Annotated in this window: 29 protein-coding genes and 1 pseudogene; 18 read left to right on the forward strand and 12 right to left on the reverse strand. The window is 38.2% G+C overall.

Annotated features, from left to right (window positions below; genetic code table 11):
- The first annotated feature begins 103 nt into the window (after nt 1–103).
- Together prpB and prpC are read left to right on the forward strand one after the other, a co-directional pair.
- Nucleotides 104–979 carry a methylisocitrate lyase gene (prpB, locus tag JZ784_RS04705; protein WP_346313980.1) on the forward strand — a complete coding sequence of 292 codons (876 nt, stop codon included), beginning with the start codon at nt 104–106 and terminating at the stop codon, nt 977–979.
- Nucleotides 980–1,004: 25 nt separating this feature from the next.
- Complete coding sequence (prpC, locus tag JZ784_RS04710) at nt 1,005–2,141, forward strand: 2-methylcitrate synthase (protein WP_346313981.1); 1,137 nt, start codon at nt 1,005–1,007, stop codon at nt 2,139–2,141.
- 59 nt (nt 2,142–2,200) lie between these two features.
- Here prpC and JZ784_RS04715 read toward each other — a convergent pair whose 3' ends face one another.
- Both JZ784_RS04715 and JZ784_RS04720 read right to left on the reverse strand, forming a co-directional pair.
- A complete protein-coding gene (locus JZ784_RS04715) occupies nt 2,201–2,821 on the reverse strand; it encodes an aminotransferase (protein ID WP_346313982.1) in 621 nt (206 codons plus the stop codon).
- 90 nt (nt 2,822–2,911) lie between these two features.
- Nucleotides 2,912–3,403 carry a CinA family protein gene (locus JZ784_RS04720; RefSeq protein WP_346313983.1) on the reverse strand — a complete coding sequence of 164 codons (492 nt, stop codon included), beginning with the start codon at nt 3,401–3,403 and terminating at the stop codon, nt 2,912–2,914.
- 253 nt (nt 3,404–3,656) lie between these two features.
- Between JZ784_RS04720 and JZ784_RS04725 the strand changes: the two genes are divergently transcribed.
- From JZ784_RS04725 to JZ784_RS04740, 4 genes are all read left to right on the forward strand, one after another.
- Entirely contained in the window at nt 3,657–3,890 is a 234-nt protein-coding gene (locus tag JZ784_RS04725; protein WP_130145581.1) for a hypothetical protein, read from the forward strand.
- A 320-nt stretch (nt 3,891–4,210) separates the two neighbouring features.
- Nucleotides 4,211–4,324: a hypothetical protein gene (locus tag JZ784_RS04730; RefSeq protein WP_018572548.1), complete on the forward strand. Its 114-nt coding sequence runs from the start codon at nt 4,211–4,213 to the stop codon at nt 4,322–4,324.
- A gap of 471 nt (nt 4,325–4,795) precedes the next feature.
- Nucleotides 4,796–5,011: a hypothetical protein gene (locus tag JZ784_RS04735; protein ID WP_005010139.1), complete on the forward strand. Its 216-nt coding sequence runs from the start codon at nt 4,796–4,798 to the stop codon at nt 5,009–5,011.
- A 228-nt stretch (nt 5,012–5,239) separates the two neighbouring features.
- Nucleotides 5,240–5,677: an I78 family peptidase inhibitor gene (locus JZ784_RS04740; RefSeq protein ID WP_005010134.1), complete on the forward strand. Its 438-nt coding sequence runs from the start codon at nt 5,240–5,242 to the stop codon at nt 5,675–5,677.
- Between the two features lie 504 nt (nt 5,678–6,181).
- Here JZ784_RS04740 and JZ784_RS04745 read toward each other — a convergent pair.
- The gene (locus JZ784_RS04745) at nt 6,182–7,606 is read right to left on the reverse strand and encodes a deoxyribodipyrimidine photo-lyase (protein ID WP_346313984.1); all 1,425 of its coding nucleotides are present in this window, start codon (nt 7,604–7,606) and stop codon (nt 6,182–6,184) included.
- A 255-nt stretch (nt 7,607–7,861) separates the two neighbouring features.
- Complete coding sequence (gene yddG, locus JZ784_RS04750) at nt 7,862–8,779, reverse strand: aromatic amino acid DMT transporter YddG (protein ID WP_346313985.1); 918 nt, start codon at nt 8,777–8,779, stop codon at nt 7,862–7,864.
- Between the two features lie 388 nt (nt 8,780–9,167).
- Here yddG and JZ784_RS04755 point away from each other — a divergent pair, with 388 nt between their 5' ends.
- Nucleotides 9,168–10,868: an NAD-dependent malic enzyme gene (locus tag JZ784_RS04755; protein ID WP_346313986.1), complete on the forward strand. Its 1,701-nt coding sequence runs from the start codon at nt 9,168–9,170 to the stop codon at nt 10,866–10,868.
- A gap of 258 nt (nt 10,869–11,126) precedes the next feature.
- On the opposite strand, the gene JZ784_RS04760 is transcribed toward JZ784_RS04755, so the two are convergent.
- Nucleotides 11,127–12,689, reverse strand: a complete 1,563-nt coding sequence (locus tag JZ784_RS04760) for a sensor domain-containing diguanylate cyclase (RefSeq protein ID WP_346313987.1) — start codon at nt 12,687–12,689, stop codon at nt 11,127–11,129.
- Nucleotides 12,690–13,111: 422 nt separating this feature from the next.
- Between JZ784_RS04760 and JZ784_RS04765 the strand changes: the two genes are divergently transcribed.
- Complete coding sequence (locus JZ784_RS04765) at nt 13,112–14,263, forward strand: GGDEF domain-containing protein (protein ID WP_346313988.1); 1,152 nt, start codon at nt 13,112–13,114, stop codon at nt 14,261–14,263.
- A gap of 162 nt (nt 14,264–14,425) precedes the next feature.
- Here JZ784_RS04765 and JZ784_RS04770 read toward each other — a convergent pair whose 3' ends face one another.
- Nucleotides 14,426–14,791, reverse strand: a complete 366-nt coding sequence (locus JZ784_RS04770; RefSeq protein ID WP_346313989.1) for an alpha/beta hydrolase — start codon at nt 14,789–14,791, stop codon at nt 14,426–14,428.
- A gap of 481 nt (nt 14,792–15,272) precedes the next feature.
- On the opposite strand from JZ784_RS04770, the gene JZ784_RS04775 reads away from it, so the two are divergent.
- From JZ784_RS04775 to JZ784_RS04790, 4 genes and pseudogenes are all read left to right on the forward strand, one after another.
- Nucleotides 15,273–15,761 carry a GNAT family N-acetyltransferase gene (locus JZ784_RS04775; RefSeq protein ID WP_346313990.1) on the forward strand — a complete coding sequence of 163 codons (489 nt, stop codon included), beginning with the start codon at nt 15,273–15,275 and terminating at the stop codon, nt 15,759–15,761.
- Between the two features lie 390 nt (nt 15,762–16,151).
- A complete protein-coding gene (locus JZ784_RS04780) occupies nt 16,152–16,307 on the forward strand; it encodes a hypothetical protein (RefSeq protein ID WP_346313991.1) in 156 nt (51 codons plus the stop codon).
- A 66-nt stretch (nt 16,308–16,373) separates the two neighbouring features.
- Complete coding sequence (locus JZ784_RS04785) at nt 16,374–16,661, forward strand: hypothetical protein (protein WP_346313992.1); 288 nt, start codon at nt 16,374–16,376, stop codon at nt 16,659–16,661.
- 276 nt (nt 16,662–16,937) lie between these two features.
- Nucleotides 16,938–17,346, forward strand: a pseudogene (locus tag JZ784_RS04790) (lysozyme); the annotation flags it as partial.
- 139 nt (nt 17,347–17,485) lie between these two features.
- On the opposite strand, the gene JZ784_RS04795 reads toward JZ784_RS04790, so the two are convergent.
- Nucleotides 17,486–18,022, reverse strand: coding sequence for a hypothetical protein (locus JZ784_RS04795; RefSeq protein ID WP_346313993.1), 537 nt, complete (start codon nt 18,020–18,022; stop codon nt 17,486–17,488).
- A gap of 400 nt (nt 18,023–18,422) precedes the next feature.
- Here JZ784_RS04795 and JZ784_RS04800 point away from each other — a divergent pair, with 400 nt between their 5' ends.
- On the forward strand, nt 18,423–18,770 hold the full coding sequence (locus JZ784_RS04800) for a hypothetical protein (RefSeq protein ID WP_346313994.1): 348 nt from the start codon (nt 18,423–18,425) through the stop codon (nt 18,768–18,770).
- A gap of 277 nt (nt 18,771–19,047) precedes the next feature.
- On the opposite strand, the gene JZ784_RS04805 is transcribed toward JZ784_RS04800, so the two are convergent.
- Together JZ784_RS04805 and JZ784_RS04810 are read right to left on the reverse strand one after the other, a co-directional pair.
- Nucleotides 19,048–19,227, reverse strand: coding sequence for a hypothetical protein (locus JZ784_RS04805; RefSeq protein WP_005010118.1), 180 nt, complete (start codon nt 19,225–19,227; stop codon nt 19,048–19,050).
- Nucleotides 19,228–19,504: 277 nt separating this feature from the next.
- Nucleotides 19,505–19,804, reverse strand: coding sequence for a putative quinol monooxygenase (locus tag JZ784_RS04810; RefSeq protein ID WP_005010117.1), 300 nt, complete (start codon nt 19,802–19,804; stop codon nt 19,505–19,507).
- A 208-nt stretch (nt 19,805–20,012) separates the two neighbouring features.
- On the opposite strand from JZ784_RS04810, the gene JZ784_RS04815 reads away from it, so the two are divergent.
- Nucleotides 20,013–20,717: a transglutaminase family protein gene (locus tag JZ784_RS04815; RefSeq protein WP_346313995.1), complete on the forward strand. Its 705-nt coding sequence runs from the start codon at nt 20,013–20,015 to the stop codon at nt 20,715–20,717.
- A gap of 111 nt (nt 20,718–20,828) precedes the next feature.
- Here JZ784_RS04815 and JZ784_RS04820 read toward each other — a convergent pair whose 3' ends face one another.
- Nucleotides 20,829–21,209, reverse strand: a complete 381-nt coding sequence (locus tag JZ784_RS04820; protein ID WP_346313996.1) for a MerR family transcriptional regulator — start codon at nt 21,207–21,209, stop codon at nt 20,829–20,831.
- Between the two features lie 101 nt (nt 21,210–21,310).
- On the opposite strand from JZ784_RS04820, the gene JZ784_RS04825 reads away from it, so the two are divergent.
- Together JZ784_RS04825 and JZ784_RS04830 are read left to right on the forward strand one after the other, a co-directional pair.
- Complete coding sequence (locus tag JZ784_RS04825) at nt 21,311–22,387, forward strand: SDR family oxidoreductase (protein WP_346313997.1); 1,077 nt, start codon at nt 21,311–21,313, stop codon at nt 22,385–22,387.
- Between the two features lie 307 nt (nt 22,388–22,694).
- Nucleotides 22,695–22,910 (forward strand): DUF2834 domain-containing protein, encoded by a 216-nt coding sequence (locus tag JZ784_RS04830; RefSeq protein WP_346314253.1) that lies wholly within the window; start codon nt 22,695–22,697, stop codon nt 22,908–22,910.
- Nucleotides 22,911–23,028: 118 nt separating this feature from the next.
- Here JZ784_RS04830 and JZ784_RS04835 read toward each other — a convergent pair whose 3' ends face one another.
- On the reverse strand, nt 23,029–23,367 hold the full coding sequence (locus JZ784_RS04835) for a DUF6616 family protein (RefSeq protein WP_346313998.1): 339 nt from the start codon (nt 23,365–23,367) through the stop codon (nt 23,029–23,031).
- A gap of 68 nt (nt 23,368–23,435) precedes the next feature.
- Nucleotides 23,436–23,930, reverse strand: a complete 495-nt coding sequence (locus JZ784_RS04840; protein WP_346313999.1) for a MarR family transcriptional regulator — start codon at nt 23,928–23,930, stop codon at nt 23,436–23,438.
- A gap of 336 nt (nt 23,931–24,266) precedes the next feature.
- Between JZ784_RS04840 and JZ784_RS04845 the strand changes: the two genes are divergently transcribed.
- Entirely contained in the window at nt 24,267–24,752 is a 486-nt protein-coding gene (locus JZ784_RS04845; protein ID WP_346314000.1) for a GNAT family N-acetyltransferase, read from the forward strand.
- 216 nt (nt 24,753–24,968) lie between these two features.
- Nucleotides 24,969–25,688, forward strand: coding sequence for an SDR family NAD(P)-dependent oxidoreductase (locus JZ784_RS04850; RefSeq protein ID WP_346314001.1), 720 nt, complete (start codon nt 24,969–24,971; stop codon nt 25,686–25,688).
- The last annotated feature ends 497 nt before the right edge of the window (nt 25,689–26,185 follow it).

Consider the following 26,185-nt stretch of genomic DNA (forward strand, 5'->3'; position numbering starts at 1 on the left):
TGACTAAAGTTTTAGAGTAATAATTCTAATGGGTCATAGCGGGCGAAATAATTATGGTTATACTCAAGCCTCAATAAATAAAGTGACCACTGTGGAAAGGAATATGACACAACAAACGTCTGCAGGCTTAAGATTTAGACAAGCACTGGAAGTGGAAAAACCATTACAAATTATCGGCACAGTCAACGCTTATGCAGCCATGATGGCCAAACAGGTCGGCTATAAGGCGATTTATGTTTCGGGCGCCGGTGTCGCGAACTATTCTTATGGCTTGCCTGACCTGGGCATGACCAGTTTGGACAATGTGCTTGAAGATGTCCGCCGCATTACCGAACGTGTAGACACGCCGCTTTTAGTTGATATCGATACAGGCTGGGGCGGCGCATTCAATATCGCGCGCAGCGTCAAGCAAATGATCGCCGCAGGCGCCGCGGCAGTGCATATCGAAGACCAAGTGGCGCAGAAACGCTGCGGCCACCGCCCCAACAAAGAAATCGTCACGCAGCAGGAAATGGTTGACCGCATTAAAGCGGCGGTAGATGCAAAAACCGATTCAGACTTTGTGGTGATGGCGCGTACCGATGCGCTGCAAAAAGAAGGCTTGCAGGCAGTGATTGACCGCGCCTGCGCCTGCGTAGAAGCCGGCGCCGATGCCATTTTTGCTGAAGCCATGACGGATATCACCATGTACAAAACCGTCTGCGATGCGGTAGGCGTGCCTGTATTAGCCAACATCACAGAGTTTGGCGACACGCCTTATTACACGGTAGATGAACTGGGCGAGCAGGGTATTTCAATGGTGCTGTATCCGCTCTCTGCGACACGCGCCATGCAGAAAGCTGCGCTGGAAGTGATGCATTCGATCCGCAAAGACGGCACGCAAGTGAATGTGCTGGACAAAATGCAGCCGCGCAAAGAACTGTATGAATTCCTCGATTACCACACCTTTGAAAATACGCTGGATAAACTGTTTAAATAAATCATTCAAAAAGGAGAATTGAAAAATGGCTGAAGGAAAAGTACTTACTGGCGCTGGCTTGCGCGGACAAGTGGCAGGAAAAACCGCACTTTCAACGGTAGGCAAAAGCGGTGCAGGCCTCACTTACCGCGGCTATGACGTTCAAGACTTGGCTGAGAACTGCCAGTTTGAAGAAGTGGCTTACCTGATCTTCTTTGGTGAATTGCCAACTGCAGAACAACTGGCTGCATATAAAGCAAAACTGAAATCACTGCGCAAATTACCGCAAGCGCTCAAAGAAGTTTTGGAGCGCATTCCTGCGGATTCACACCCAATGGATGTGATGCGCACAGGCGTTTCCATGCTCGGCAACCTAGAAACAGAACAATCCTTTGCTGAACAGCAGGACGCAGCAGACCGCATTTTGGCAACACTGCCAGCGATCATCTGCTACTGGTACCGTTTCAGCCATGACGGCGTGCGCATTGAAGAAAATACCGATGATGATTCAATCGGCGCGCAATTCCTGCATTTATTACGCGGTGAAAAACCAAATGAACTGCATGAACAAGTGATGAATGTTTCATTGATTCTGTATGCAGAGCATGAATTCAACGCATCGACCTTCACCGCACGCGTTTGCGCATCCACCTTGTCCGATATGCATTCATGCATCACTGGCGCAATCGGTTCACTGCGCGGCCCATTGCACGGTGGAGCAAACGAAGCGGCGATGGAAATGATTGAAAACTGGACGTCCCCTGAAGAAGCTGAACGTGAAATGTTGGGCAAGCTGGAACGCAAGGAAAAGATTATGGGCTTTGGCCATGCGATCTATAAAGACAGCGATCCGCGCAACGGCATCATCAAAATCTGGTCAGAGCGCTTAGCCAAAGATGTCGGTGATACGGTACTGTATCCAGTATCTGTGCGCTGTGAAGAAGTGATGTGGCGCGAGAAGAAATTATTCTGTAACGCTGACTTCTTCCATGCATCGGCTTACCATTTCATGGACATTGCGACCAAACTGTTCACGCCCATCTTCGTGATGAGCCGGGTCACCGGCTGGGCGGCGCATGTGATGGAGCAGCGTGCAGACAACCGGATTATCCGCCCAAGTGCGGATTATACCGGTCCTGAACTGCGTAAAGTGGTGCCGATTGCAGAGCGTTCAGCAGCCTAGTTTTGATCTAACTGTCAATAAAAAATTAAAAAAGCCTCTTCGGAGGCTTTTTTAATTTTTTATTTCCCTAATAGAACAGGGTCTTCAATGTTGTAGCCGCGTTCAAAGGGAATGCCTAGGTATTGTACAGTAACAAAGATATAAGGCCGGTTGGGCACTTTATAGGTTTTTGAAATTTTCAGCCCTTCCTTATAGCTCACTGCTGTTTGTACGGTACTGCTGTATTTTGGACTTTTAACTAAATACTGGTAGCTCCATTTATCAATAGTTTCTTGCGGGTCAAACCATGCTTTGGCTGTGCCATTGATTGAGGTGATTAATTGAATGGAAACATTGCTGTTGTGAATTGGCACAAGCTTGACTAGCCGAGTTTTAATTTTGGCAATTTCTTTATCAAACAGTGTACTGTCTTGATCATAGTCTATACGGTTTGTTTTGGGATTGATGTAAAGTGATTTAACGGAGATTAATTGTTTGGGTTGCTGAGCATTTAATTGGTAATAATAAAGCTGAGGCAGGCGGCCGCGGCCATCTTCAAAGTGGCGCATAATATATATTTTTTGGGCTTGTTGATCTAAACCAAGCACTTCAATAAATTGAGGGCCGCCTACAGTTGCATAGGCTGAAAAAGAAATACAGCAGAGCATCATCGTACTGGAAATAACATTTAGTCTATCCATGGCACATCCAAATTTACTGCTTTAAGTTAAATATAGCGGATTATTGCTGTGCGGCATGTTAAAAATTATTATGAGAAATCATACTGTGAGTTATGCCGATGTATTTGCTATGCCAACCAAATGTAAAACTTCCTTTGCTGTCAGTGCTGTCAGCTGGTCTAAGCGTTCAATGGGGCTTCCATCTAAAAAATATTTAAAATTATAAAATTGATTTTTAAATAAAATTGAAATGTAGAAAGTTCCCTCAGGTTTTTCGGCTGTTGCACTGCCGCCTGGCTTAAGTAAGCCGGTGCAGGCAACAATAAAATCGGCTTGCGTAAACAAATTTTTACCATGCTCAGCCATGGCTTGGGTGACTTCAGCAGACTCTGCTGTATAGGCATCAATGAATGACGGCATAATATGCAAGATCGAAATTTTGATGCTTGGATCGTAGCTGACTAAACCGCCAAGCAGAATATCAGCACCGCTATTTTTATAGATAGAAAATTGGCTCGCTAGATAACCAGAACTGGCACTTTCAATAAAGGCGATCGTCAGTAAATTCTGTTCAAGCGCATCGCAGCATTGTTTTAGAATCATTGTTTCCCCAAACTGCATGAATGATAGACTGTGAAGATGGAAGGAGAATTTTAAAAGATTTCTAGGTGAAAAGTCATGAATTGATGAGAATTTTTAGAATGGAATAATGTGAAAAAAGAAGAATCATCAGCTTTATTCTTTGGCCATTATCAGTTGTATATTTGCTGTTCGAAAAAGAAAAATAAAGGTTTTATCATGCGCTGAACAATGGTAAAACTGGAAATAAAGTGCATTTTGAATATAGGTGGCCACAATGAAAACAACTGTAAAATATGTCGTATTGAAAAGCTTGGACTATCAGCTGGGAACACCGTTGTTTCAAGAAGAGTTGAATGCAGACAGTCAATATTTTGATCAAATTCCAGCAGAAATCACCTACCAAAATCATAAATTTAAAGTTAAAAGTAAAGAATTAAAAAGATTGTATTTGGCTGAAGAGCTAGAAGAGACTCAAACGATTATTGTTAAAGTTGTCGCTGCGCAATAATTGAACATATTTCAAAAAAGCCTCGTGTGATTGAGGCTTTTTTTAGAAAATCTTTATGAATTTGAGGTTTATGTGTTTTTTTTATAATTTTATGAGGCATATATTAGTGTAATTATATAGTTTTTTAAGTTAATGCTTCGATTTAATCAAATCAGCATTCAATATATTTAAACTCATGACATTCAGGCTTGCTTAAAAAGCATACTGTTTGTATGGGTTTTGTGATAATTGTGTATAATTAGCTTTCAAAGTGTGACGTTGAGTAAGAATAGAAAAAAAAATTGCTTTATAATTCGCAAGTAATTTAGCGGTATGTGATTATGGATATTTTAAAATTTATTAGAAGTTTTAATACTGTCGGTACATACTTAGTTCTTGCAATTTTACTTTTAGCTTTTTTGATTATTTATTTTTATTTAATTAATCCAGCTTAATAACTTATTGTAATAAGACTAAAGAAACCTTAGCGATAGTAGCCAGAAAAAAAGAGCTGTATTTTTGATACGGCTCTTTTTTGTTTTAAATTATTATTTATCAGTGTCTTATGGTTGGTGTGCTTTATCTGACATGGTTAAAATAGGATTGCTTATTATAATGATTTATTTTAAGTGATCAGAAGTATATTCTATTCACATTAATTTATTATTTTATGCTGAAGATTTTTTTTATTTTGGAAGTTTTATTTTTAATTTCTATATATGCTATGTTTATAATTTTCAGGGTGTTATTTTTTAATAGTTAGATATTTGATTGCTGATTTTTCATGGATTATAATTTAAATATTAATAATTATTGGGAGTTCTTTAAATTTAAAAAAATTAAAAACATATACAATAAGGACTCCCCGAAATTAAAAAAATTGTCTACAATCATGTAAATTTTAAAACCTTATCAAAGGCATTTCTATGAAAAATTTAAAAGCAAGCCTCATTGTTTTAGCAGCCGCAGTATCATTGAGTTTGGCTGCGTGCAGTAAAAAGCAGGAAGAACAGTCACCTGCGGAGCCAGCCGCAGTAAGTGAGACGGTGGCTGTGACCTCTATTGAAGTAAGTCCAGATATGATTGATGCTGCGCCATTAGAGCAAGAGGGTTCTGCTGCCAGTGAAGCTTCAGTAAAATAATGAATTGAATATTATGAATAAAAAGGCCCGTTTTAGGGCTTTTTTATTATATTTATTAATGTAAAAATATTTTAATTATACGGCGGTTTAAACCGCAAGTAAGATAAAATACAATGCTTGATTTGTGCAGCGCTATTTAAGCATTATTCCGCTTTAAGCTGTGTTTGCGATTTTTAACGGATTAATCCAAAATGAATGCGATATCACTTTAAAACTTTAGGATAAGCAATGAAAAAAATAGTTTTACTTTCTATGGCTGTTCTTACTTTATCAGCATGCTCTGCCACAAATACAAACACTGCAAATTTGCCGAAAGTTGGGATTGCTAATCCTGCAAGTGAATACTGCGTAAAGCAGGGCGGAAAAGTTGAAATTAAAAATGATAAAAATGGTCAAGTCGGATATTGCCATTTGAAAAATGGAACAGCTGTTGAAGAGTGGGCTTTTTTTCGAGCGAATCAGCAAACCCGCTGTTTGCCGGAAGAAGCACAAAAATTGGTCGGTCAGTCTGGTTTAACCGCTGCTCAAATCAAACAGCTCACTCATTCTGAAATTGTCCGCATTGTCGCGCCAAATCAGCCAGTCACAATGGATTATCTTGATAATCGTGTGACAGTCATGATTGACCCTGTTACGCATAAAATATCTCAAGCGTCTTGCGGCTGATCCAAGATTTGCGGGTGTTGATGCATTTTAAATACAGTTTAGTCTTGGGGGAACTTTAGTTGAATTCATGATTATTGACTCTCAAGGCTATTCAAACTCATTAATGCATTACTTTATAAACAAAAATTTAACGATCTTCAGATCAGGAAGATACCTAGACTGATTTGAAGGCAGATGATGAAAAGCACATAAAGATGCCTGTAAGTTTTTGGTTTATTTAGCCTGTTCTCTAATTGTGATGAAAATTGGGCACATCGTTCATTAACTTTTTGTGAAAAAACAGCTGTTGAATATTGGATTTATTGCACCTTACATGCTTTGGCGTAGCAATTTTAGATCTGTTGCAGCCAGCGAATGATTCTAAGTGCATCATGGATACAAAAGCCCTCTAACGAGAGCTTTTAGATGTTGCTATTAAAATGTAATGCTAAACAGATATAACAAGATGTCCTTTTTAGGCAAAATTCAATGAAATCTTGGTGTGCGGTTCTGCCAATAAATAATTTAGCCCATTGAGATGGATTTAAACGCTTCTATTGCGCGTAAGCGTGAATATTTTAAATCTACAATTGGCCTTGGGTAATGAAGAGTATGATCATCAGGGGAGTGTGCAAAAGGATCATGAATTCGTTTTGTATCCAAATGCGCCAATTCGGGCAGCCATGAACGGATATAGTCTCCATGGGGATCAAATTTTTGAGATTGGCTCACAGGATTAAAAATACGGAAATAAGGCACTGCATCAGTACCTGTTGATGCACACCACTGCCAGCCGCCATTATTTGCGGCCAAGTCGCCATCAATTAAGTGCTGCATAAACCACTTTTCACCTAAGCGCCAATCAATCAATAAATTTTTACTTAGAAACATTGCTGTAATCATGCGGACTCGATTATGCATCCAGCCAGTCTTCAGCAATTGACGCATTCCGGCATCAACAATAGGAATACCGGTCAAACCTTGCTGCCATGCCGTCAGATCATCATGGTCATAGCGCCACTGCAGTTTTTGCGTGTCTTGTTTAAAGGGCAAATGTTTGGAGACAGCCGGAAAGTGAAACAGGATGTGCTGATAAAATTCGCGCCACAGCAATTCATCAAGCCAAGTTTGCTGTCCAATATTGTCCAGATAAAAGTTGCCGTGCTGCTGTCTGAAAAGAGCCTGCAGGCATTGCCGGATCGAAACCATGCCGATATTTAAATAGGCTGATATTTTGCTGGTGCCATTTTGATGCGGAAAATCCCGCTGTTCTTTATAAAGTGTTAAATCTTCTTGTATAAATTGATCCAGAAGGTCTAAGGCATATTGCTCGGACACAGGCCAGAGCGCCTGCAAGGGATCGTCCAAATAAAATTCGGCAAAGTCGGCCTGCTTTAAATTTTCAGGAAGATCTAAGTTTATGGTTTGCTGCTTTTGCACTGCGGGAAAAATGGATGGCAGGCTTATGCTCAGCTGTTCATAACAGCTTTTTTTGAAAGCGCTGAAAACTTGATAAGGCTGATTGGATTTATTTAAGATTGAACCGAGAGTGAAAATTGTACGGTCAGTATATTGTTTAAATGGAATAGCGGCCGATGCGAGGTCTTGATGAACCTGCCGGTCTCGCAACTGTTCATTAACGCCTGTTTCGCAATTGGCATGCAGGCACTGAACTCTTAAATGGACACACAGCTCTTTTAACTGTTGCGGGATGTTTTTCCAGAGCGGCGCATGCAGAATAATCAGCGGTATATTCAATGTTTGCAGCTGATGCTTTAAGCAGTCCAGCTGCCGCAAATAGAATTGGCATTTAACAGGCGCATCATCATGCAGCATGGATTGCTCTGGAGAAATAAATACAATGGCTGCGCAAGGACCGGCTTGAGCAGCATGCCAAAGCGCAGTCTGATCGGCTATGCGCAAGTCTTGCCGAAACCAGATTAATTGCATAGAACAGCAGCCTAAATATCAGAAGTTTGCAAAGAGTATATCCAAATTTAGGGCTGAATGAGACACACAGGCGGGACAAAAGTTCTAAATATTGAATAAATTACGCTTAAGTAGAGCGTTATTCACTGTTTAAAACAATGAAATTAAAAATCAATATTGCCCGCATTTTGTCTGAAATTCATCAAGCAAGAGCTAGGATCGGAAAATTGATTAAAAGAATAAATAGGCAGGCATCAAATAAAACATTAAAAGAAATTATTTTTCAGGCCGAAGTATCTTTTTTAAATATTCCCAATTTGTTGATATCCAGCAGATAAATGAGCCAAGGGTTACCAGGATAGCGCCATGCCAGAAAGCGGCCGGTAAATGGGTCTGCAGGATCAGCATCGAAAACACAGAAGATATTAATGGGCTGAAATAAGACAGTGTTACTAACAGTGTAATGTTGCCCTTAATGATGCCGATATTCCATGCTGCATAACCCAAAGCTGTGACGATTGAGACAGCCAGCATGCAAAATAGGGTGTCCAATTCTAAGGATGGAAGTACTGGCATGCTGTGCAGAAAATACATTTTTGACCAAAGCACAGCAGTAATGACGATAAAGAATAGGGCAATCGGGTTATGGCCATTGCTGTATTTTTTAGTTATTACACAATATAAAGACCATAAAGCCGCACCTAAAAATGCTAAAAAATAGCTGACGGGATTGGCCATAATGTTATCGAATACTGATAACCAGCTGAAAGCGCCATCGCCTGTTTGAATTAAAACAATGCCGCTCAAACTGACAGCTAATCCTAAAATAACAAAGGGATTAAATTTTAATTCTTTAAATAGAATTAGCGCAGCAATAGTCATACTGGGCCACAAATAATTGACTAAACTGATTTCAATGGCTTGTTGAGGAGTTTGCGCTAAGGCAATGGCATAAGAAAAGCATAATTCATAAACAACGAATAAAATTGTGGCAGATATGAAATATTTTTTGGGAATGACTTTTAAATTAGGAATGCGGAATAAAATCAGCAAAATAATAGCGCTGAAGCTGTACATAAAAGCAACAGCATAATCGGGTCCAATGCTGGAGCTGATACGCTTGAGCAGGCCAACAATCGCGGACCATTGCAAAATTGCACTAAAGCCAATTAGTGTTGCAAGATTTTTAGACATTCTAAGGCTCAATACATTGAGATGAAAAGCTAACAGTACTGTTGCAGCTGCAGGCGGCAGAATGCATGCAGCCGTTATTTAGGCTTAATTCGAGAAACAAGCGCCATTATTTGCATGATCAGATTTTTCAACAATCATTTCAGTATACTGAAATTGATACTAAAAATATCTAAATAAAGGTGATTTTTTAGGTTCCTGTGTTTTTCCAGTTGCATGAATAGAAAAATGAAACAACTTGGAATTCACATTATAAGACTGGAAAATGTTAAATATATCACTATTAATTTTATAAATATCCATTTTTCAATAAATAGGTCTAAGCTATTAAAACAGAAATCAAAACAGTCCATTCACCTATATTATTTAAAATAGGAATAGAGTTAGTACAATGCCAGCAGATAGCTTGAAATCTAAACGCCCGCTGTATATCCCGTATGCAGGAAATACATTGCTTGAATTGCCGCTTTTGAACAAAGGTTCAGCGTTCACAGCAGATGAGCGTAAAAATTTTAATTTACATGGTCTTATTCCGCATGTGGCCGAAACCATTGAAGAGCAGAGCCAGCGCTCATATCAGCAGTATTGCGCATTTAACGATGCGATTAACAAGCATATTTATCTTCGAAACATTCAAGATACCAATGAAACGCTGTTTTATCATTTAATTGAAAATCATCTGACTGAGATGATGCCGATTATCTATACCCCAACTGTTGGTGAGGCATGTCAGCGCTTCTCAGATATTTACCGCCGTCACCGCGGGATCTTTATTTCTTATCCAGACCGAGATAAAATTGATGACATTTTGCATAATGTCAACCGGCGCAATGTTAAGGTCATTGTCATTACTGATGGCGAGCGCATTTTAGGTTTGGGCGATCAAGGAATTGGCGGGATGGGGATTCCAATTGGCAAGCTGTCCCTCTACACCGCATGCGGAGGCATTAGTCCGGCATATACTTTGCCAATTACCTTGGACGTTGGCACGAACAATCAGCAATTGCTTAATGATCCGATTTATATGGGCTGCAGACAGCCGCGCATTTCAGGCGAAGAATATTATAATTTTGTTGATATGGTCATTGAGGCGATTCAGCGCAGATGGCCGGAAGCGTTAATTCAGTTTGAGGATTTTGCGCAGAAAAATGCAATGCCTTTGCTCGAAAAGTACCGCGACAAAATTTGCTGCTTCAATGATGATATTCAAGGCACGGCTGCAGTATCGGTTGGCAGTCTGATCGCTGCTTCACGCGCTGCTAAAAAGCAGTTAAAGGATCAAGTCATCGCATTTTTAGGTGCTGGATCTGCAGGCTGCGGTATTGCTGAGCAAATTATTGCACAGATGACCGCTGAAGGTTTAAGCGATGCTGAAGCGCGAAAACGTGTCTTTATGGTTGACCGCTTTGGCTTGATTACTGAAAATCAGCCTAACTTATTGGATTTTCAGCGTAAATTGGCGCAAAAGCCTGAGGAAGTTGCAAAGTGGGGTAATGCCGATGAAATTATCTCGCTGCTGGATGTCGTAAAAAATGCCAAACCTACTGTACTGATTGGGGTGTCTGGTCAGCCTGGACTGTTTACAAAAGAAGTAATTGAAACCATGGCTGATCATTGTGACAGTCCAATTGTGCTGCCGCTATCTAATCCGACTTCGCGGGTGGAAGCTGTGCCTGCGGATATTATTGAATGGACGAAGGGCAAGGCGCTTATTGCGACAGGCAGTCCATTTGCACCAGTGATATATCAAGATCGCATGTATAATATTTCGCAATGCAATAACTCATATATTTTCCCAGGCATTGGGCTAGGCGTTATTGCGTCTGGCGCTAAACGAGTGACAGACAATATGCTGATGGCTTCGAGCAATGCCTTGGCAGACTGTTCACCTAAACTGCAGGATCCGAATGCAGATTTGTTGCCGGATTTAAGTCAAATCCAGCAGATTTCAAAAGTAATTGCGGTGAAAGTCGCGCAAGCGGCGATGCAGGATGGTGTAGCGCCAATGATGGATTTGATCGATTTACAGCAGAAAATTGAGGCGAATTTCTGGAAACCGGAATACCGCCAATATCATCGTGTGCCGTTTTAATGAACAGGCAGTTGAATACTGCTAGGTCGTAAATCTTCGGGCTGGCATAAATCCCGGATAACAAAAACCGCTTTAAATTAAAGCGGTTTTTGTTATTTGCGGCGAATGGCATAGAAGTTTAACCTAAGCTTTATGATTCAAGTTCTATATAAAAACGTAAATCTTTCAAATATAAATATGGGCAAGCAGAGTATTGGTGCAGCTAAATTTGAACTGTATATAAATTGGAAATGCTGACTTAAATACAATCTTACATCATTAGCAGACACGGTTTCGGCCTTCATTTTTAGCTTGGTACAGACGGTTATCTGCCTGTTTAAAGGCTTCCTTAACATCATTAGAATCATGCGGCCAATATGAGATGCCAATTGAAATGGTAATCGGTGTAGGCATAGCTGCAGTTATTTCCTCAATGTTCTTGCGAAGGCGCTCAGCCGCTTTAAACACGACCGCTTTATCTGTAGCGGCCATGAGCACCGCAAATTCTTCACCGCCCATCCGGCAGCAGATATCATTTTCTCTAAAGTTTTTCTTCATTTGCTCTGCAAGAACTTTCAGCATGTGATCGCCTTGGTCATGTCCAAAATTATCATTTACAGCTTTAAAGAAATCGATATCTATCAGTAAAATTGCAAATTCAGTACCTGTATTCTGCAATTCTTCTAAAAATAGCTGCATCCCCCGGCGGTTATGCAGCCCCGTTAATGGATCTGTATTCACATGTAAATTCAATTCGGAAATCTTGTCTTTGAATTTTTTAGAACTGAACAGCAAGGCTGTACGAAAGCGCATGACTTCAAAATACCAAGGATTGATGTTTTGAATCTCTTGCTCCGTCTCAGGCTTGCTAAGCATGCCAGCCATTTGCGCTAGGCCATGCAAAGGTGAGGAAATATATTGGGTAATTTTCCAGATAATAAAAAACAGAATCATATAGAAAATAAAAATGCCAAAAGCGACCTTAATAATAATGGCATTGGCTTGTTCAAATAATTCCTCGGTTGGCTGCTGGGAAACCACCAGCCAATTGACGCTTGGAATATGCGCAAAACCTGCCAAATTATTAACCCCTTCGCTATTTACCAGTTGAATATGGCCACTTTTGTGCTTGCTCATATAAGCCAAGCCTGTATTGACTTCAATGGTTTTACCAATACGTTTGATATTGGGGTGGAAAATAATCTTATTATTGTTATCAATGACATACATGTAGCTGTTTTTATAAGAATACGTTGTCGATAAGATTTGGCTGATGAGATTTTTTTTATGCAAATACAGAGATCCTGTAATCATGCCTAAGTATTGCTGATCGGGGCTGTAAATTGGCTGTGACATAAGCACAATCAGGTTATTTGCAATGGATTTGTAAGGCGTGGAAATGTAGGTCTTTTTTGACTTTAAAGATTCCACAATTCCTACGGTTTTATATATGGTTTTGGAATCATATTTCACGTGCTGAGGTTCAAGATGCCGAATATGCGCCGTGCTGTCTATTACGCTGACAGAGTTAAAGTTATTGGACTGGTATTTTAAACGGTGCAATTCTTGCTGAATCAGCGCTTGATTAGAGAAGTCTCTACTGATGATGTTTGAACTGTACTTCAGCTCTTGAAGCATGTTGCTAAAATATTGATCGGTGCTTAAGGCAACTTTAGAGGCGTACTTTTCATTTATTGAGAGAGAGTTTTCCATAAGTTGAGCTTTAATCACATGATTAAGAATAAAAACGGAAACAATGAAAAGGCAAGAAACGCAAAGAATGATCAAAATTAATATGAGTCTTTGCAGATCTAATTTCAGCAGTAAAGCAATCTGTTTCAAGTGACCAGCTCTCTCAGTTCAGGTTTTAGAGATATTGCGTGTGGAAATTTATTATTCAAATGCATGCAGCTGAATAACACGTCAATTAAATCACATAATTTGTGAATATTTTGCTTTTACTCTAATTTAAAGCCAAACTTTTCAATTGGAAATGATTTGTGGACATAATGGTTTTTTCGATCAGTCAACAGTAGAAAATTAATCGTGCAGAAGGCATATCAAAAAATATTTTTGAATACACATTTTGGATTTCTGAGATGGAGGCCGTGTCAGATACGGATCAAGCACTATTTTGTCTAAGGCCATAAATATAGGGGAGAGGCCTTCATTTAGATTGCTGATTTTTCTCTTTTATAAATAAATATTTATTGAATGGATTCAAAGAAAAGATTTAGTATGTGATATGCACAGCAATAGTTGTAATGCAATCCGTGAATTTACCAGATACCCAGTATTTTTTGCTTGTTGTCCCATTCTGCTTAATATTGATAGGCGGTGTTTTTATTGCTGCTCATCTGGTTTTTAAAGCGCCAAAATATCTGTTGTGGATGGGGATCGGCTGCATTTTGCCTTATTTGGCATTGGGGCTGCAGAGCTTAATGACGAATGAGCAATTAACAGCAACAGCGCCTTGGATCGGGATTTTATATCTTGGCGGCGCATGGTCAGTTGCGCACGGCATGACAATAAAAGCGAATTCTCAGCCTAAACCCGTTCTGTCCGCGGCTGTCGTGGCGTTGGGGCTTTTGTTTCTGTTTTATTTCGCCTATGTCGATGAGCAATTATGGTTCAGGATGATCACGATCAATCTGATTATCATATGCCTTGAGGCGCTGGCGCTTCCCGCAGTTTATGCACTATATAAAAAATCTTCCGGCTTGCTGAAGCTGCTGAGTTTTAGCTATGTTCTGCTTTTTTCATATGCATCATTAAGAACACTGGCTGTCATTTTTTTTCTGCAAAATGTAGACCGCATTATGCTTTCATCCTCATCATGGTGGATGCTGATGCTGGCGGTCAATATTGTTTTAAGCTTATGGTTTGCCATCATTGTTTCCGCATCCACCATTAAGGAATTCTTTACAGTACTGAATGAAGAGCGAATCAGAGATCCATTAACTGGGCTTTATAACAGAAGCGGTTTTTTCGAAAAATCTAAAGCATTGTTTATCGACCCAAGTGCTGGCCATATTTATGTGGTGATGTGCGATATTGATTTTTTTAAAAGCATTAATGACACATGGGGGCATGCGGCTGGGGATCAAATTTTATGCAGGGTCGCTGCGCTGTTAAGGGAAAGCATCCGTCAAAAAGACATTATTGCCCGATTTGGCGGTGAGGAATTTATTATCCTTTTTCAAAGTATGGACGAAGCATCATCTTATTATTTGGTGGAGCGGTTGCGCAGTAAGATTGAAAAGCAGCTGTTTATGAATAATATCAAAGTGACAGCAAGTTTTGGTGTTGCATGTATGGCCAATGAAGAAGATTTAATGAATGCTTTGGAAATGGCGGATAAGCGGCTTTATTCTGCTAAAAATAACGGGCGTAATCGCATTTGCTTTGAGTTGTGAAAATAACGTCTCCCTTGCTTGGACACTGAATGTCTGGGAAGAATGACAATTTCCCGATGCATTAATCTGATGTTTCATCTTTTTCATTATCCCTATTCAAAAACAGGGCAATGATTCAAAAAACATTATCCAATCATTGCCCATCACCCAGACCAGCAATCTTTATTTCAGGTGCTTACCATAAAATGCAGTCAGCTGATCCATTGCCAGTTTGATATATTCAGGCTTCCAATAGGTTTCAATATGGGTGGCATTTGGAATCTTGAATAAGGTCTTGTCTTTTGTGCCAATGGCTTTGGCAAAAGCATCTTCGGTCATGTAAAGACTGTCTGCCTTGCTGCCTGCAATCATGAGTAATGGCTGATTGATCAATTCAATTTGATCGGTAGCATCCCAGCGCATCAGCTCAAGCAAGCTGCTCATGGTATATTTAAAGGTTGAATTTGGATGGGCATGGGTGCGCCAATAGTATTCATATCCTTGTCGGTACATCTCAAAAGGCAATGCAGCGATTTGCTCATCGGTCATATCGGCATCACCAGCATAAAGAACTTTGCCGCCTGCAATTTCCTGAGCACGGGCATCTGTGGCTTGTTTTAAACGCTGCTGAATGCTTTTTTCAAAGAGAAATATACAAAAAGAGAAAATAGATTTATATACTAATTGCTATCTATAAAAGCCATCTTTCTGTAATTTATTTGAATCATAATGTAAGGTATTGATTAATTTTGTATTTAAACAGCAGCCTATAATTTTTTTTGTAGGCTTATTTGCAGACTGTTGAATTGCAAAACAGGATAAATGAGGGCAATTCAATATAACCTTAAAATTGTATAAGTTTTTTAAAGTACTTATTAATACATATATATGCAGCCAATTCCAATCGAGTCCAAGCTTAGTGGATTATACTTTTCAAGAGAAAAATGTAAAAATAGGAACTGAATGATGATTTTTCAATTACTTTAGGGATTGATAGACTATTAAGTTGAATAGATTAAGATATTAGTTCATGGAAAAATTAGTTAGAAAAGCAAATAAAAATGACCTGAATGACATCGCAGAAATCCATCATAGATCATTTATACGTCAAACGGATTCCAAGCAATGGATAGCATCAACACTTGCAGCCTATCCAAGATTTTTCTGTTACTTAATTGAATTTGAAAAAACGGTTGGATACATTTTTTGGGCTCAAAAGTCGGGGTTTAGAGCGGAAGTGATACTGGAGCTGGATCAAATAGCTATTCATCCAGATTTTCAAGGGTTGGGGTTAAGTAAGAAACTAATCGTAGAGTCCATTAAAGACATTGAAAATGAATTATTGAAGAATAATCAAAAGATAAAAAGTGTACTGGTAACAACAGGAGTGAATAACTTTGCAAGAAAAATCTATGAAGATTTATTAAATGCCCAAGAAGTTGCCATTATCTCTGACTTGTATAGTGCTCCTGAGGTTTATTTAAAAGCAAATCGAGAAGATTTAGTTTTCTTGGATTAACCAGCGTACTAGATATCATCTTTACTAAAAGCAGATTGGCAGAGATTCAGAGTTTAAAGCTCAACCACCTTCGGGTGGTTTTTTAATGGGCGCAGTTTATGGAAGCTAATAACTATTCTTCTGAAAGCGTATACAAGCCACGTTTTGACATTGTTGCGTAGAATCTACAAACATAGAAGAAAGTGCGCTGATTTCGATGGCTGAGTCATCAGAGCAAGCATTGATTCAGTTAGTCAATGTCATGATCAAAGTGAATGATTTTTTTATGAAAAAGAGCCAAAACTCAGACGTGGACGGAAATCACAAAGCAATGATGAGGAGCAGACTAGCTGGTTTAAAACATTCCAATTCTTGATTGAGTCCGGCCATCGGCCTGCAGATATTTTTCAGATGAGCTATGGCACTTTCACTGGTTATTTAAAAGCTGCTCAAAAAAATCAAGTTACAAAGCTGCAGGTACAGACGAACTTAATACATTCAGCACAACATGCCAATGCTAAGGCATTTGCGAAATTAATTGAAGAGCTGAAGCCGAGCAAAGATTAAGCATTGTTATGTGAAGTTGATCACGCTAATATTTAATATATATATTTTACAAGGCTGGATAAAGTGATGAAGAAATTATTAATTGCCTCAGTCTTAATCTCTGCTTTCACGCTTGCAAATGCCGCTGAAACTTCAAGTTTCCGTGTGAATGGCGATATCGTTAGTGTTGGTGATTCAGTTGGTGTCTTGTTTCAGCGCGCTGGGAAACCTAAAAGCAGTTATACCTACCAAGTTGACACTGGCCGAAATACTACAGTAACGGCAACAGATTTTTATTACGAAATAGGAAATGAGATTTATACCGTTACTGTGCGCGAAGGCAAGGTGGTTAATATCAGCTGGGAGCGTCGCTGATATTTTAAATGGCAAATAACTGCATTAGCTGCAATTTCAGGCGGCCTAAAGCATTATTAATCAATTGCAAAGCTGCTAGATGGTAAAACGTTAACTATGGACAAGATCCAAGTAGACTGTAAAAACTCAACTATTGGTGAATACCCTAAATAATCACTAATTTAATTTCATAAACCCGCTTACGAGCGGGTTTTTTAATGCCCGAAATTTGGGGTCCCTATGTCAAAAAATCTAACTTTTAAACTAATTATTGATGATGATAGTAAAGGGCTTGTTGTCACTGGTTTGGAAGATATTTCCGAGCGCAGATTTGAAGTTATCCGTGAATTTGAAGGCTTTCGCGAGAATGCTTATTTAGACATAGGAGGAGTGTGGACTATTGGTTTTGGCACAATCAAATACCCAAATGGTTCCAAAGTGAAAAAAGGGGATACTTGTACACATATTCAGGCAGAAACATGGCTTAAAATGATACTGCATGGGTAGATGCTTGCTTAGATCGGGTGATTAAAGTCATTGTCAATCAAAACCAACATGAAAATTACGATGCTTAGAGTTGAATACAGGAAATTATGCCTGTGCAGCAAATCAGTTTGATCGATGGGTTTATGACAATGGCAAAGCCATAACGGGATTGATCAATCGCCGAAAAAAAGAAAAGGCTTTGTTTCTTGGCCTGATCTGAGCACTTTTTTACGAATTCAATTTTTGAGACGATATTTACAGAAACTTGAATTCCGATAATTTCATCTTTTGAATCTATATCAGTTATTGTATTTCAGTTCTAATGAAATTAACGCATTAGAACTGAAATGATTTCAGAATTAGAAACTGTAATTTCTATCATTGCCTAGTTTTGAAAATTGAACTTCCATATCATTAAATGCATCAGTGAAGCCATCCAATGAAACTTTATTTTCAATTAACTGTTTTTTATTATTATAGAATCGTGTAAATGCATAATTTCCACGTTTGAATTGTTTAATCAGCTCGGAACTATTTCTAAATAACCCCTCTCTTTCTTGAAGAATATCTTTATTATCTACATGAATAAAAACAGGATTATTTTTTAATTGCTTTTCGCCAATATTTACAATGTATTGATGGTTAACATGTAAAATAGAAATAGGGCCTTTACTCATAATACAGGCTTTCATATCTTCAAATACTTTGTATTGACATTTTATTTTCCAGCTGGCGCGTTCGATCAGCTTGTTTTCCATTAAGTCGATTTCAGCATTGCTGCTTGATTTGGCATTAACTTTTAAAATCAAAGTAGAAAGTTGATCTTCAGATGCAGATACATTGTTTGCAGTGATGAGCATTAAAAAAAGGAAGTATAAATAATTTTTTTTACGCATAATGAAATCCCCAATATAAATAAAAGTATTTAAAAAAGGTCATAATAATCAGTAATTTTTTGATATCCATTGCTTAAAGTATCATTTTTTAAAAAAACAGCAATTTAATCTACAAATTAGTACTAAAGTATAAATTAATTCTCATTTTCACTGTAAAATAGCGATACCATTAAGCAGGGCTAATGCTTTTAGAAAACGATTGATGTTGTGTGATGATCATAATTTTGCTATCAGGCCGAACAGTGCATGCCACTGTATTGTGCAGTGTGTAAATTAAAAGCCTTCATTAAGGAAATTTCGTATAATCATGTATTAACTAAGATTTTGGTTAATTTAAGTTAATGGCCGGAATTTTCATCAATGGTATTATGTGAATTTTACTTTATTCAAGAAGGGATTTATGAGTATCCAAATTAAAGGCTATATCGCGACAAGCGCAGACGGATATATTGCTGCAAAGGATGGATCTGTAGATTTTTTAACACCATTTCAGAATATTTACTGTGGCTACAATGATTTTATAAAAGATATAGATGTTGTGGTAATGGGGCGTAAAACTTATGAAGTCATAACTTCATTTGATGGAGAGTGGCCATATCCCAATCAAAAAGGATTTATTGTATCCTCTGACCATAATCTAGAATTAGTTCATCCATCTCTTTCTCGATGGAGTTTAGAGCCATCAGAATTAGTAAGCTACTTGGAAGAGCATTTTAATGGTAATGTTTGGGTTGTTGGAGGAACTTAACTTCAAAACGCATTTATTGAGAATAATTTTCTAAATTCTTTGGAAATTTATGTTATGCCTATCTTATTAGGTGATGGTATCCCATTATTTCCAAGTTTTAATACAAATCCGCGCCAATTAAAATCGATTTCTGCAGAGACAATTCAGAATCAAATTATTAAAAAAATCTATGTGTTTTAAATATCATCATTCATTTTTTAATTAACATAAGACACCTAATATGAAAGGCCCACTAATTGGGCCTTTGGGTTATTTTTAAATAGTAAACACAGCGTATTTAATCCTGTTGGCTAGGCTGCTTTGGTTGTTGATTAGGTTGCTGCGGCTGTTGTTGCTGTTGCTGATTTTGCTTATCTGTTTGTTGGCCAGGCTGTTGATTGGGCTGTTGTTGCTGCTGCTGTTGGCCTGGTTGCTGATTGGGTTGGTTTTGCTGATTTTGCTGTTGTTGATTAGCCATTTTAATTTCCATCCATAAAAGATTTTAGCTAAGAGTTCAATTTACTCCTTAAATTTTAATTTCCCAGCTTAACTTTGTTTCAATGTCGGTCAATGTAATCTCGAGTACTGTAAATAGCTGACATGCAATAAAGCTTTATTTAGCGCAGTAACATTCCTTACCAAACACCCTTAAAAATTCATCCACTTTTATCATTTTTTCTTCTTTGGACACGTCTTCTCGCTCCCGTCTAGCAAGCACATGCTTGGCCTTCGCCGTCTAAACTTTTCCAGTCTGTTTACCTGCCAGATTGTGAAAATTCATTCATGAGCAAGTATGTTCCAGGTGCTCTTTGATATTGGTCAATCATAGGAACTAATCTCTTGAAATGCTCAGTTTCACAATGCGTATCTAATGCAGCCCGGTCTGGCCACTCTTCTATAAACACAAAATGTCCAGGATCTTTCTGATCAATAAAAAGATTGTAAGAAAGACATCTAGGCTCATTTTTTGTTTTTTCTACGAGTTCTTTATATAAAGGCATAACTGCTTCAAGATGTTCCAGTTTAATAAAATCTTGTGCAATGACTTTTAACATAAGCGGCTTATCCAAATTCTAGTTTAAAATTTTGAGTGAAAAGTAGAGTAGTTCTAATGAGCAGATGAGTAAGACAGTATCATAGAAAGCAAGCAAATTATAAATATCAAAAGTTTTCTAATTATCTGAGAATATTATAAAAAAATCCTTTACCTTGGAGTAACTCCATAGTTTTCAATAAGGGTAATGACAACGGGATGAGATCATAATGGAAAAATTGCTGAAAGAAACACCGCTCTTGAACTATGAACATCCTTCAATACAGCAGCTCTTCGCGGACAGAAAGTGGCATGAATTGGGGGATGTGGAAAAAGTAAAAAGTATTTATAACTTTGTTCGGGATGAAATAAAGTTTGGCTATAACACGGGGGACAAAATTCCCGCTTCTGAAGTTCTCAAAGACGGTTATGGACAATGCAATACAAAAGCAACTTTATTGATGGCGCTGCTGAGAGCAAGCCAAATACCGACTCGACTGCATGGCTTTACAATAGATAAAGAGTTGCAAAAAGGGGCTATTGACGGTATTTGGTACAAACTCTCACCTCAAAATATTTTACATAGCTGGGTAGAAGTTTATGTGAACGAACATTGGTATATTTTGGAAGGCGTTATCCTTGATCTGCAGTATCTTCAAGAACTCAAAGCAATCAATAAAAACGTTACAAAGATATTTTGTGGTTTTGGAGTCTTTACCGACAACTTTGCCAACCCGCCTGTGGCTTGGAATTTAAGTGATACTTTTATTCAAGATAAAGGGATTAATCAAGACTTTGGGCTATTTGACAGTCCTGATGATTTTTACAGGAGTCATCAGCAGGAACTGAGCTATATTCAAAATTTCTTTTTTAAGTATTTTATAAGACATTTAATGAACAAAAATGTAAATACGATTAGGAATAAAGGCGGCTAGATGCTATTAGCAGCTAGCCATAGTATTTGTATTTTACAGAAATAGAGCGCCGTGGAGCTTGTAAATTATTTTGTATAAGTTCCATTTTATTAATGGTCTTTGAATCAATCATCAAAGTGAATCGTAAACCACATCACAGTCTTTTCTGAATGGGCAAGGTTCTCTCTCCATCAGGTTTTCCAGCATCGTCTGCATCTGCTGCAATTGCCCAATCTTCTCCCGAACTGTATTGAGCTTATCCTGCATAATTTCCTGAAACTGCTCGGCAGGAATTTCACTTTCATTCACCAAATGGGTGATCTGCCTGATCTCAGCAAGAGTAAATCCTAGATTTTTCGCAACCTGTATTAGCTGCAGCTGCTGCAGCGTTTGTTCAGGATAATCCTTATAGCCGTTATTGCGAACCAGAGGATGAATCAGCTGCATTTTTTCATAAAAACGGATGGTATCCCGGCTCATATTCATCTGTTGTGACAATTCACCAATCAGCATGTGTAAAGCTCCTTTAGGATTAATTTTTCAAAAACTGCTTGACCATAGAGTGTACTCCATACTTTAGCTTAAATATGAGCAATTCGACAGAGTATACATTCATGCACACTTCAAATCAGACCGCCCTCGTAGTCGGCGCAACAGGCTTTATCGGCAAATTTCTAATAGCACGCCTGCTTAGGGATAATGTTCAAGTGTTTGCCTTATGCCGCAATATCGATCAGCAAGCCCCGCAGCTTCAGCAATGGCTGACACAGCAGGGCATTGCGCATCAGCAGTTAAATTTCATTCAGGGCGATATTACCCGGCCCAACTTAGGGCTGTCTAAGCAGGACTGGCTGCAGCTCAAAACGGTTAATTATCTTTATAACACCAGCGCCTTATTTGCATGGCACTTAACGATGCAGCAGGCTAAGGCAGTCAATGTTGATGGGCTTGAACAATTGCTAGACAGTGTCAGCAAGCATTGCCAATTAGAACGGGCAGTACATCTGTCAGGCTATATGCTGACTTTGGATGCGCACTTACAGGCAGCCGGCATTTATCGCGAGCGCAGTGAGCAGACTGACTGGCCACAGGTCTATGCCAGATTGGGGGCATATGAAGCATCTAAAATTCAAGGGCATTTCACTTGGGTTAAACATGCCGATCAGCATAATATCCCATGGACAGTTATCCACCCAGCCACCGTTATTGGTGATGAAACAACTGGAGAGATCCTATCTCATCAGCCGATTGCGCATCTAATCCGGCAAGTGAAACAAGGAAAAATGACGGCTATTCCTGGCACGCGGCAGCATTCTCTTCCATTAGTTTCGGTGACGATGCTGGTTGATGCCATAATTCATGCTGCCCAAGATCCAAGTACGCATCAGCAGGAAATTTTAGTGGCCAATCCAGAGCAAGTTTCCTTTCAGGAATTGATTCAGATGATTGCACAGCATCTGCAGGTCAATGCGCCGCGTCACTTTATTTCGCTAAAATTGCTTCAGCCGATTTTAAAATGGCGATGGTTGGCGCGAAAACTGGAGATGTCTGCAGAAATGCTGAATTTCCTTAGAACTGAGCAGCTTGATTTGGAGCGGTTTATCACATTGAATCAGCAGTGGAATATTCCCACTACCGATATTAGAAGCAAAATAGGAAAGACAGCGGCATGGGTTAGCCACTCACCCTGAAAAAGAATAAGCCCTCAATTGAGGGCTTACAGGGCTATTTTATATAATGTGTATTGTGTTAATTTTATGAAGAATTAATAATCTAAATGCATAACGCCGTATTATTAATGAATTAAGTAATCGATGCTCATAAAACAGCTCAGATTATAACAATGGAACTTATATAAATTAGTTTACAGGCTCAGAAATAATTATGAAAACAATATATGCATTACTAACCCTAATAGGGGCAGCACTGCCATTTTCACAATTTATACTGTGGTTGACTGAATATGGATTTAATTTTACTTTGTTTTTTTAGCAAATTATTGAGAATCAATTAGCAATTTTTGCATGGCTCGATGTTATTGTAACGGTAATTGTCATTGTATTTATGGTTATGAATGAAGGTAAAAACCTTAAAATGAAAAGATTATGGATTCCTATAGCCGCATCATTTATAGGGGGAGCTTCTGTAGGACTTCCGCTGTTTTTATATATGAAGCAATGTCATTTTGAAAAAATCGATTTGAAAAGAAGTTGAATCAAATTTTTCATTTTTTCTTCTTTGGGCATTTCTTATATGTTGCCGTTTAGCATTTAATTTACCCGCGAATAAAAGCCCGATTTTCCGGACTTTTATTAGGCGGTCTGCAATCAGATTAAGTATTTGCTAAAGCATCAATATGCTGAGGAAAATTCCCTTCAGCACCAGCAGCATTGATATGGTTGAAATATTGATACCAGCCGCTGGCGTGAATGCCTTCAAGCAAAGCTTTACGGGCCTGTTGATTTGGAAAACGCCAAATACCTAAAAACTGATGCTCGCTGGCTTGATCAATTTCATGAACTGTTTCAGTCAAGGTTAAGACCTCAACTCCTATATCGGATAAGTTCGCCATTGCAGCCCCAACATTGTTTAAGTATTGCTTGCGCTCTTCGATAGGCAAGGACTGCCAAACAGCATTTGGCGTATATAATTCGACGAGATAGTGATGCATGTTTTTTCCTCTCAGGCTTGTTGTTTTAAACTTGTTTATCGATATGAGGTTTACTCAGCTTCGATGTTTCATGACATGTCATTTATAAGATTGCTGGCTACTTTTCCCAGCAGAGCCGTCAATTGAGAGCGTTCTTGCGCTGAAAGATTGCCAAAAATACTGGCGATCCAGCGGCTATGGTGTTCAAACACTGTTTTAGCCATTTCTTTGCCCTGTTGAGTGAGCCGGATGGTTAAAGCGCGGCGGTCATCAGCATTTGCATGCCGCTCAATTAAGGCATCGCGTTCCAATCCATCTAACAGCCCAGTGACGGTTGCGCGGGTGATGCCAGCCCGTTCAGCCAATACTTTAGGTGCTAAGCCTTCAGGCGCAGCATCAAGTAAAAAGAGAAGCACAAATCTTCCTTCCGATAAGCCGTAAGGCGCCAGCTGTATTGCGCAATCGCGATCAATCATTGAGGCAAGTGAAAGTGTTTGAAAGCACAGCCGGATACCTTCGATACCTGGTATTTTCCGCTGTTCGGCTTCGTTTAAGAGGGCCTTGTATTTTTGTTCAAGCTGCATTTGATTTTTCACCATATAGTATGGTGACTAACTATAATATCGACTTTTATAACTGTCAATATTCAGTGTTTAAAAAAATATTAATGAACTGGCATTGAAGAATATTTCGGATACCGTTATGCGCGAGACAATGAGTTAAAGTCTGCAGATCAGTGCGATGATGAAAAGAATGATCCGCAGATGAAGATTAATACAAATTTTGTAAAAGGATGTGAGGCCTTTTCATGAATTAAATTACCCACTACTTGTGGGGTTGTGGGTAATTTCGTATAAAAGCCATTATGTTAAATGGCAGAAAATTCTATATAATTTATAGTTTTATTGAAGATGATATTTTTGAAAAATATTAAAGTGATTTCTATATCAGAATTAGACTTAGATAGTGTCTATGAAATTTGTTTTAGTAATCCTGCGTACTATCGACATATGAACGAAGAATTGAGCAAAGATAAATTAAAGCACTTAATGACGGCTCTTCCTCCAAAAGCAGATTTAAATAATAAAAAGAATATAGGTTTTGTACATGATAACAAGTTGATAGGTTATTTAGAGATGATTGAATCATATCCTGATACAGAAACGGCATTAATTGGCTTTTTCATCTTGGATGCCTCTCTACAGGGAAAAGGTATTGGAACCTTAATTATAGATAATATAGCCAAAGAGTTGAAAGAAAAGGGGTTTAAATCAATCATACTTAGCTGTGCTGCAACGAACATATCTTCTCTAAAATTTTGGAGAAAAAATGGTTTTATCAAAACTGAAGAATTTGAAGCTTATGATGATATTGAGCTAGTAGTTATGGAGAAAACTCTAGATTAAAAAATTAAGTTTTTCCTAAAATTAACATAATGCACGTTATACGAAGCTTGAAAATTGACACTAAATCATTGATTTGTATATTGTTTAAAACTAAAGCCTGAGAAAATGTCTAGGCTTTTTGAGTTTTATAACAGCAAGTATGCAAATTAAGGCTTGATCTAAAGCTAACATTAGGCTTTATAGTTAGAGCTAAATGAATAGTAAAGATATGAATATATGAATAGCTCTAGTAAGAATTTTTTGATCTATGGTGTTAGTAAGGGGCTTGGTAAGGCAATTATTCAATCAATACCTGAATCCAATGACGTTGTTTATGGAGTATCTCGTTCTGCTCCTATTAAAATGGCCAATCTGAACTGGATAGAAGCGGATCTATCATCTAGCGAGGCTTCTGTTCATAAGATAAAAGAAGTCATAAACAATAATAAAATAGATGTTTTGATTTATAACGTTGGTATTTGGGAAACAAATGCATTTACAGAGGATTATGATTTTGAAAAAATATCATCATTAGAAATCAATCAAATGATAAATACTAATATCAGTACTTGCATACAATCACTGCAAGCTTTGCTCAAAAATTTAAAGGCCTCTGATAATGCTAAAGTTATTCTAATAGGTTCTACATGGGGAGTAGAAAATCACAATGGAAAAGAGCTCATCTTTTCTGCAACAAAATTTGCATTAAGAGGAATTGCGGAATCTTTAAGGGAAATATTACGTAATGATCTGATAGGTGTAAGTATTTTAAATTTAGGATATTTAGCTACAGAGTACGAAATAGATATTCCCGTAGATCAAGTTTTAAAAGAAACAGATCATTTTCTAATTCCTCTAGCAGATGTAATACAAGCTATTAAGTTTATTATTTCTACCTCTAACGGAACCTGTGTTAAAGAGATTTTAATGCCAGCGATGAAAGATACAAATGTTTAATTTCTCTAAAATTAACCTAATACACCTTATACGAAATGGTTGAACTTGATTTATAAGCATCAATATCTTATTTGAAGCCATGATGGGGTTCAGCGCACTATCATGGTTTCTTTGTGATCAATTTACGTTCAATGAGTAAAATTCAATCAAATTCATGAAAACAAAACTGTAGAGCTAATGAGTAAAACTAAAGCAATGATTGTTAGGGAGCTAGCTAGTTTATTTAATTTTTCGCCTTCTGTTTTCTTACTAAAAAGTTTTGATAGCGGGTAATTCTTAACAGGCAATTGGCACCATGGATACCAAAAGCATAGAAAACCTAAAGTTTTCAGGATGCCTTGTAAATTCACTGATTCAAGTAAAGCTATCAAGCTAGTTGTAACGCAGAACAACCCTAGACAAAATCCAAACCAAGATTTGATCAGGCGGGTGTCGTTATAGTTTGTTGATAAATCGGTCATATTATATTTTATAAAGTGTTATTAAGAATCATTATT

This window comes from Acinetobacter sp. CWB-B33 (assembly GCF_039655955.1).
Taxonomy (GTDB): domain Bacteria; phylum Pseudomonadota; class Gammaproteobacteria; order Pseudomonadales; family Moraxellaceae; genus Acinetobacter; species Acinetobacter bouvetii.

Bases quoted from the DNA above. Each gene is read 5' to 3' on its own strand.
- prpB (WP_346313980.1), top strand. From the start codon at position 104: ATGACACAACAAACGTCTGCAGGCTTAAGATTTAGACAAGCACTGGAA.
- prpC (WP_346313981.1), top strand. From the start codon at position 1,005: ATGGCTGAAGGAAAAGTACTTACTGGCGCTGGCTTGCGCGGACAAGTG.
- JZ784_RS04715 (WP_346313982.1), bottom strand. From the start codon at position 2,821: ATGGATAGACTAAATGTTATTTCCAGTACGATGATGCTCTGCTGTATT.
- JZ784_RS04720 (WP_346313983.1), bottom strand. From the start codon at position 3,403: ATGATTCTAAAACAATGCTGCGATGCGCTTGAACAGAATTTACTGACG.
- JZ784_RS04725 (WP_130145581.1), top strand. From the start codon at position 3,657: ATGAAAACAACTGTAAAATATGTCGTATTGAAAAGCTTGGACTATCAG.
- JZ784_RS04730 (WP_018572548.1), top strand. From the start codon at position 4,211: ATGGATATTTTAAAATTTATTAGAAGTTTTAATACTGTCGGTACATAC.
- JZ784_RS04735 (WP_005010139.1), top strand. From the start codon at position 4,796: ATGAAAAATTTAAAAGCAAGCCTCATTGTTTTAGCAGCCGCAGTATCA.
- JZ784_RS04740 (WP_005010134.1), top strand. From the start codon at position 5,240: ATGAAAAAAATAGTTTTACTTTCTATGGCTGTTCTTACTTTATCAGCA.
- JZ784_RS04745 (WP_346313984.1), bottom strand. From the start codon at position 7,606: ATGCAATTAATCTGGTTTCGGCAAGACTTGCGCATAGCCGATCAGACT.
- yddG (WP_346313985.1), bottom strand. From the start codon at position 8,779: ATGTCTAAAAATCTTGCAACACTAATTGGCTTTAGTGCAATTTTGCAA.
- JZ784_RS04755 (WP_346313986.1), top strand. From the start codon at position 9,168: ATGCCAGCAGATAGCTTGAAATCTAAACGCCCGCTGTATATCCCGTAT.
- JZ784_RS04765 (WP_346313988.1), top strand. From the start codon at position 13,112: ATGCAATCCGTGAATTTACCAGATACCCAGTATTTTTTGCTTGTTGTC.
- JZ784_RS04770 (WP_346313989.1), bottom strand. From the start codon at position 14,791: ATGACCGATGAGCAAATCGCTGCATTGCCTTTTGAGATGTACCGACAA.
- JZ784_RS04775 (WP_346313990.1), top strand. From the start codon at position 15,273: ATGGAAAAATTAGTTAGAAAAGCAAATAAAAATGACCTGAATGACATC.
- JZ784_RS04780 (WP_346313991.1), top strand. From the start codon at position 16,152: ATGAGCTATGGCACTTTCACTGGTTATTTAAAAGCTGCTCAAAAAAAT.
- JZ784_RS04785 (WP_346313992.1), top strand. From the start codon at position 16,374: ATGAAGAAATTATTAATTGCCTCAGTCTTAATCTCTGCTTTCACGCTT.
- JZ784_RS04795 (WP_346313993.1), bottom strand. From the start codon at position 18,022: ATGCGTAAAAAAAATTATTTATACTTCCTTTTTTTAATGCTCATCACT.
- JZ784_RS04800 (WP_346313994.1), top strand. From the start codon at position 18,423: ATGAGTATCCAAATTAAAGGCTATATCGCGACAAGCGCAGACGGATAT.
- JZ784_RS04805 (WP_005010118.1), bottom strand. From the start codon at position 19,227: ATGGCTAATCAACAACAGCAAAATCAGCAAAACCAACCCAATCAGCAA.
- JZ784_RS04810 (WP_005010117.1), bottom strand. From the start codon at position 19,804: ATGTTAAAAGTCATTGCACAAGATTTTATTAAACTGGAACATCTTGAA.
- JZ784_RS04815 (WP_346313995.1), top strand. From the start codon at position 20,013: ATGGAAAAATTGCTGAAAGAAACACCGCTCTTGAACTATGAACATCCT.
- JZ784_RS04820 (WP_346313996.1), bottom strand. From the start codon at position 21,209: ATGCTGATTGGTGAATTGTCACAACAGATGAATATGAGCCGGGATACC.
- JZ784_RS04825 (WP_346313997.1), top strand. From the start codon at position 21,311: ATGCACACTTCAAATCAGACCGCCCTCGTAGTCGGCGCAACAGGCTTT.
- JZ784_RS04835 (WP_346313998.1), bottom strand. From the start codon at position 23,367: ATGCATCACTATCTCGTCGAATTATATACGCCAAATGCTGTTTGGCAG.
- JZ784_RS04840 (WP_346313999.1), bottom strand. From the start codon at position 23,930: ATGCAGCTTGAACAAAAATACAAGGCCCTCTTAAACGAAGCCGAACAG.
- JZ784_RS04850 (WP_346314001.1), top strand. From the start codon at position 24,969: ATGAATAGCTCTAGTAAGAATTTTTTGATCTATGGTGTTAGTAAGGGG.